The sequence below is a fragment of the Saccharopolyspora sp. genome, assembly GCF_017434145.1.
Lineage (GTDB): Bacteria > Actinomycetota > Actinomycetes > Mycobacteriales > Pseudonocardiaceae > Saccharopolyspora_C > Saccharopolyspora_C galaxeae.
Map to the genome: position 1 here is coordinate 1 of NZ_JAFRFW010000239.1, position 6533 is coordinate 6533.

Genomic DNA, 6533 nt, shown 5'->3' on the forward strand with positions numbered 1-6533 from the left:
AAGGTGCGCACGCTGCTGCCGCCGATCGTGGAGAAGGTGGCCGCCTCCGGGCACCAGGTGATCTGGCAGTGCGACCCGATGCACGGCAACACCCACGAGTCCAGCACCGGGTACAAGACCCGGCACTTCGACCGGGTGGTCGACGAGGTGCAGGGCTTCTTCGAGGTGCACCACGCGCTGGGCACCCACCCGGGTGGTATTCACGTCGAGCTGACCGGTGAGGACGTCACCGAGTGCCTCGGCGGTGCTCAGGAGATCTCCGACACCGATCTCGCCGGCCGCTACGAGACCGCGTGCGACCCGCGGCTGAACACCCAGCAGTCGCTGGAGCTGGCGTTCCTGATCGCCGAGATGCTGCGCGGCTGAACCGCTTCGAGCGAACGAGGAGGGCCCGGGAAGTCCCGGGCCCTCCTTCGTTTCGCGGCTCACCTCTTGGAAGCGAGCGACTGCAACGCGGAGCGCGCTCCCAGCGGGTCGTGCTTGAGCAGGGAACCGGCGGCCAGCAGGGCGGCGGCGATGCTCACCGCGACGAACGGCCCGTTGTACATGGCCTGCTCGCCGTCCGGGTAGTAGGCCAGCACCAGCGCCACCGACGTCCCCACCACGTACGACAGCGCACGCGGGCTCCACGGCAATGCGCAGCCCAACGCCAAACCCCAGGTCAAGTACCACGGAAGCACCACGGGTGAGAGCGCGGCCGCGGCCAGCAGCGCGAGCGCGGCGCAGCGGACCGCGTTCGTGCCGCCGTCGCGGGCCCGCCACCACAACCGGGCCAGCAGCGCCGCCAGCACCAGCGAACCCAGCGTGCGCCCGGTCTCGACGAACGGTCCCCGGTCCACCTCGGCGAACATCGCGACGACGCCGTGCACGGCCTGGCCCAGCCCGGTCGGTGCGGACAGGTAGTTCACGATCATGCCGGGTGCCGACAGCGCGGGCAGCCACCCGAAACCGACCTTGGCCAGCGCCATCGTCGCGGCGAACACCGGCACGAACACCGCGACCGAAGCCGCACCGGCCCGCACCAAGCGCTGCCTGCGATTCCCCGGCAGCCGCGCCGCCCAGATCCACACCAGGAACGGCAACGCCACACCGGCCGTCGCCTTGATCGACATCGCCAACGTCAGCAGCGCAACGCCTGCGGCGTGCCGCCCGCGCAGCGCCAGCAGCACGCCCAGCGCCAGCAGCCCGATCATCAGCATGTCGTTGTGCGGGCCGCCGACCAGGTGCACCACCGTCATCGGGCTGGCCGCCACGAGCCACAGCGCGACCGGCAGCCTGCCCCCGAGCTCGGCCACCAGCCCGGGCAATGCGAAGATCAACATCGCCAGGCCGCACAGCAGCACCAGCCGCATCACGATGACGCTGGAGATCATGCCTTCGCCCGCGAGCAGGATGACGCCCTTGGCGATGCCCATGAACAGCGGTCCGTACGGCGCCGGCGTGGTCTGCCAGGTGGGGTGCACGTTGTCCGGGATCGGACCGATCAGCGCCGAAGGCCCCACGCCGTAGGGGTCCATGCCGTGCAGCGCCAGCAAACCCTGGCCGAGGTAGCTGTAGACGTCCCTGGTGAACAGCGGCGGCGCGATGAGCATCGGCGCGATCCACGCTGCGGTCGCCAGCAGCACTCCGCGCGAACCGACCAGTCCCGCGAGCACTCCGCGCCCCAGCCGCACCCACGCCCACACCAGCACGCCGAAACCGCTGTAGAGGACGGCCAGCGCCATGTCCCGGCCGTGCCCGTAGCGCATCGCCGAGAGCGGCCCGGAGCTGAGCACCGGATCGTGCACCAGCACCCCGGCACCGCCGAACGATCCTGCCAGCAGCAACAACGAACCGAGCGCCCCCAGCAGCACCGTGCGCACCGGTAACCGTCGAGTGCTCGCATCCGCGTGCCCGGCGCCGCCGGTGCGTCGATCACCGGAGGGATCTCGGGGTGCGGCACCCGGCGCACCCGTGCTGGGCTCGTCCGCGGTGCCCGCTCGGGTCGGAGGGCTCGAGGGCATCGTGCGCACCATGTTTGCACACGGCGCCGGAACCGCTGCCGCGGCCACGCCGGGCCGGCCGGGCAGTGATCAGGAACGCACCGCCGGTCAGCGGCTCACAGCGCGGTCGCGCGCACCGTGGAGCCCGGTTCGACCTTGCTGCCCGCCAGCGGGAACTGGCCCAGGATCAGCGCGTTCGGGCGTTGGAAGAACGACTGCACCTGCAACTGCAGGCCCATCGACGCCAGCTGCTGCTGGGCCTGTTCGGCCTGCGTGCCGTTGAGGTCGGGCACGGTCACCGCGTTCGAGACGACCACGCCGATCCGCGGCTTGCCGGACAGTTCCACGGTCGTGCCCGCGGACGGGTCGGTGGTGATCACGTGGTCGGCTTCCACGTTCGGGTCGAACTGCTTGCCCGCCTCGTACGGCTCGAAGCCCGCGGCTTGCAGCGCGGCGAACGCTTCGTCCTTGCCCGCGCCGGTCACGTCCGGCACCTGCACCGGCTGCGGCCCCTTGCTCACCACCAGCCGCACCTCGGAGCTGATGGGCAGCTGGGTGCCCGCGGCCGGGTCGACGCGGATCACCGAGCCCTCGGGGATCGACGGGTGGTACTCGTCGGCCGAGGTGTCGTGCACCGGCCGCAGCTTGGCCTCGCGCACCGCGCTCTGCGCCTGCTCCAGCCCGGTGCCTGCGGCGATCTCCGGCACCTTCGGCTTCCCGAGCGAGACCACCAGTTGCACCGAGTCGCCGCTGAGGATCCGGGCGCCCTGCTCCGGTGTGGAGCTGATCACCGTGCCCGCCGGGGCGTTGTCGTCCAGCTGCCGCGTGACTTCGGCGGTGAGGTCGGCGCCGCGCAGCACCTGCGTCGCGACCTGCTCGGTCTCACCGGTCACCCGCGGCACCTGGATGTAGCGGCCGTTGCCGAGCCACCACGCCGTGCCGCCGAGCAGCCCGGCGATCACCAGGATCGTCAGCGTCCACAGCGCGAACGCCCGACCGCCCCGGCGCCTGCGCGCTTCGTGCCGTTCGGCGGGTGACGGGCCGATCGCGGCGAGTTCGCTGGTCTGTTCCTCGTCGGACGGGCGCGCCAGCGCGCGCGTGCCGCGCGGACCGGCGTCCTGAGCGGCCGCGTGCGGAACCGGGAACGCCGGGTCCGGCACGGACGCCTCGGTGATCGGCGCGATCCGGTCGGTCGGCGGGCCGCCGTCACCCGGACCGTCCTCGGCCGCCATCTGCTGCGTGCGCTGCTGCGAACTCGGCACCGGGACCGTGACCTGCGCCAGCCCCAGCTCGGAGCTGATCCGGTCCAGCTCGGCCAGGAACGCAGCGGCGTCCGGCGGGCGGCCCGCCGGGTCCCGCCTGGTCGCGCGCAGCACCAGGTCGTCGATCGCGGGCGGCAGCTCCGGCGCCAGCTCACCGGGCGGCGGGACGTCGGAGTTCACGTGGCTGTAGGCCACCGAAAGCGCGGTGTCGCCGGTGTACGGCGGCTGGCCGGTGAGCAGCTCGTAGAGCACGACCCCGGCCGAATACACGTCGGTGCGCGCGTCGGCGTCGCCGGTGGTGACCGCCTCCGGCGACAGGTAGGCCACGGTGCCGAGGATGACGTTGCCCGTGGTGGTGCCCGCCGAAGCGGTCGCCCGCACCAGCCCGAAGTCGGCGACCTTGACCGAGCCGTCCAGCCCGATCAGCACGTTCTCCGGCTTGATGCCGCGGTGCACCATGCCCTCGCGGTGCGCGGCGGCCAGCGCCGACAGCGCCGGGCGCAGCACGCTCACCGCCAGCGGCAGCGGCAGGGCGCCGCGGTCCTGCAGCAGGTCCCGCAGCGTGCAGCCCTCAACCAGCTGCATCACCAGGTAGACGTGGTCGCCGTCGATCTCGCGGTCCACGCCCTGGTCGTAGACGGCGACGACGTCGGGGTGGTGCAGCTTGGCCGCCGAGCGGGCTTCCAGCTCGAAGCGGTGCACGAACGACGGGTTCGCCGAGTAGTGCGAGTCCATCACCTTCAGCGCCACCGGCCGGTCCAGCCGGGTGTCCAGCCCGCGGTAGACCACCGACATGCCGCCGTGCGCGATGACCGAGTCGACCCGGTAGCGGCGCTCCAGCATGGCCCCGAGCAGCTCGGAGCCGCGCTCGGGTCGTGTTCCAGGAGTCATGGCCTCCGCCAACCGCCGGTCGTGTCGCACTTTCCCGCGACGATTGTTCCAGGGCGCATCGGCGCCACCGCCGACCGGTGCCGAGGGCCGCCCGCGGTACGGCCGCGACGGCCCGCTACCATGCGCTCAAGACCCAGATTGACCCTTCCGGGGCACGCCTGTGCCGCCTCGCCTGTGGCATCGTGGGCCAGGTGAGTGCTATCCCTGCTGCCCCGGATGTGCTTGCTCCCGATGTGGAGATGACCCCGCTGCCCGATGTCGCAGAGCGACTGGGGCTGCCGGAGACCCGGGTGCACCAAATGATCCGTGACGGACACCTGCTCGCCATGCGCCGCGAGGGCGTGCTCGGCGTGCCGGAGGCGTTCCTCGCCGAAACCGCGGTCGTGAAGGGGCTGGGTGGAACGATCACCCTGCTCCGCGACGCCGGCTACAACGAGGACGAGATTCTGCGCTGGCTGTTCACCGCCGACGACACGTTGCCGGGAACCCCGATCGACTCGTTGCGCGGTGATCGGGGGCGCGAGGTCAAGCGGAGGGCGCAGGCGATGGGCTTCTAGTACCCCTCCGGTCGGCGGCCCGGCCGAGTGGCCCAGGTCTCCGCGCGGGACGGGCTCGGGCGCAGCGCGGCGACCGGAGAGCAACGACACAGCAGGAAATCGTTCAACCCGGTGCCGGGTCGCCCAGCGGCGGCCCGGCACCGTCGTATTCGCAGGGCAGTCGCCGTGTTCGGGGAGTTCTTCCGGCGGCCGCGTCGGGGCGCTGCGCGGTCCGATTTCGGGCTCGGTTCACCTGCTGCGCCCCGAGATTGAAACGTGATGTCACTCGGACCTGTTTCAATGTGGGTCGAACTGGTTCCGCATCGCTGCGCCCGCTTCTGCGTGTCGCGTAGTGATCGGGCGCGGCCGAAAGGGGGTTTGAAAACGGTGCGCCCGATCGCCACGGTTTGGCAGGCACTCGTCCCGGCAGCGTCGTTCTACCTGGTTCTCGCTGTTGTCGGCACGGTGTTCGCCGTGATAATGCGAAGCCGTCGTTTCACCGTCGTTCCCGCATTGTTCGTGTCGGTCGCGGACGCTGTTCTGCTGTACTCGGTGTTCCTGGTGGGATTCCTGGTCGCCGCCCCGCAGCCCGCCGCCGGGGTCGAGGTGCGGGTGGTGCCGGGCAACGACCTCGGCGTCGCGCTGCAGGCCAGCCCGGGTGATGTGCTGCCGTGGCTGCAACTGCTGGGGAATCTGCTGCTGCTGGCGCCGTTCGGTGCGCTGGCGCCGGTCCGCTTCGCCGGGTTCGGCGGCTGGGGCCGGGTGCTGGCCGGTGCGCTGGCGGTGACCTGCGGGATCGAGGTCTTGCAGTACACCGTGCTCACCGGGCGGGTCGTCTCGGCGGACGACGTGCTGCTGAACACCGCAGGCGCCGTGCTCGGTGCGGTGCTGACCCGCCCGTGGTGGGGCGAGCTCCCGCGCGCCCTCGCCGCCGCCCGGCCTGAGATGCGGAGTCGTCCGCGGCACGCGCTGCGCCCGCAATACGCCCGCTGAGCTCGAATTCGCGGAATGCGTCCCGCGCCGCTCCCGCGGTTTCCCGGCGTTGCCGTTTTCAACAGATGCCCGACAGTTCATCCATTCGCTTTCTCCACGGTGCGTCGCGCGCCGTGCACTCAACGCATCGGTCGCAATTCGCCGCGGCCGGAGCAGAAAACCAGGGAAATCCGTGAAAGTCCTGTGATAGGCCGCGGCGCCAACTGCGGAATGGTGTCCGAGTTCACCCGGTGATGCGCCGCGCGGCCAGTTTCCCGGAAACCAGCACCGGCGGAACCCCCACGCCCGGTGTCGTGCCCGACCCGGCCAGCACCACGTTCTCCGGATCCCGCAGCAGGTTGCGCGGCCGGAACGGCCCGGTCTGCGCGAAGGTGTGCGCGGCGGAGAACGGCGTGCCCGCGGCGTGCCCCTGCGCCGCCCAATCCAGCGGCGTCACCACCCGGTGCGCCTCGACCGAGTCGGCGAACCCGGTGAAGCCGCGGGCCTGCAAGGTCGCGAACAGCTCGTCCCGGTAGGCGGGCCCGATCCGTTCCCAGTCGAAGCCGGACGTGCTCAGGTTCGGACACGGCGCGAGCACGTAGTGCAGTTCGCGCCCTTCGGGAGCCAGCCCCGGATCGCTCGCGGTCGGGCGCGTGACCAGCAACGACGGATCGCTCATCAGCCTGCCGCGCCGGATGATCTCGGTGAAGGTGCCCTCCCAGGCGCCGCCGAACGAGATCGTGTGGTGCGCGGTTCCCGGCCAGCTCCGCGTCGTGCCCGCGTGCACCACGACCGCCGATGGCGACCACCGCAACCGCCGCGGCCGGGACCCGAGCAGCCGGTGCGCGACCGGCGGATCCGTGGTCAGCACCACCGCGTCCGCGTCGAGC

6 protein-coding genes are annotated in these 6533 nt (G+C 71.6%); 3 read left to right on the forward strand and 3 right to left on the reverse strand.

The features are described from left to right. Positions 1-366 (forward strand): 3-deoxy-7-phosphoheptulonate synthase (locus tag IJH84_RS06780; protein WP_295141604.1); only part of this gene is annotated, 366 nt, incomplete at its 5' end. Between the two features lie 59 nt (positions 367-425). Here the strand turns inward: IJH84_RS06780 and mptB are convergent. Together mptB and IJH84_RS06790 are read right to left on the reverse strand one after the other, a co-directional pair. Beyond that, entirely contained in the window at positions 426-2003 is a 1578-nt protein-coding gene (mptB, locus tag IJH84_RS06785) for a polyprenol phosphomannose-dependent alpha 1,6 mannosyltransferase MptB (RefSeq protein ID WP_295141607.1), read from the reverse strand. Between the two features lie 95 nt (positions 2004-2098). After that, on the reverse strand, positions 2099-4135 hold the full coding sequence (locus tag IJH84_RS06790; RefSeq protein WP_295141610.1) for a PASTA domain-containing protein: 2037 nt from the start codon (positions 4133-4135) through the stop codon (positions 2099-2101). Positions 4136-4326: 191 nt separating this feature from the next. Between IJH84_RS06790 and IJH84_RS06795 the strand changes: the two genes are divergently transcribed. Together IJH84_RS06795 and IJH84_RS06800 are read left to right on the forward strand one after the other, a co-directional pair. Next, positions 4327-4692: an Rv2175c family DNA-binding protein gene (locus tag IJH84_RS06795; RefSeq protein ID WP_200071236.1), complete on the forward strand. Its 366-nt coding sequence runs from the start codon at positions 4327-4329 to the stop codon at positions 4690-4692. A gap of 366 nt (positions 4693-5058) precedes the next feature. Continuing rightward, complete coding sequence (locus IJH84_RS06800; protein WP_295141614.1) at positions 5059-5664, forward strand: VanZ family protein; 606 nt, start codon at positions 5059-5061, stop codon at positions 5662-5664. A 223-nt stretch (positions 5665-5887) separates the two neighbouring features. Here the strand turns inward: IJH84_RS06800 and IJH84_RS06805 are convergent. Continuing rightward, positions 5888-6533: FAD-dependent oxidoreductase (locus IJH84_RS06805; protein WP_295141617.1), on the reverse strand; the 646-nt coding region annotated here is incomplete at its 5' end.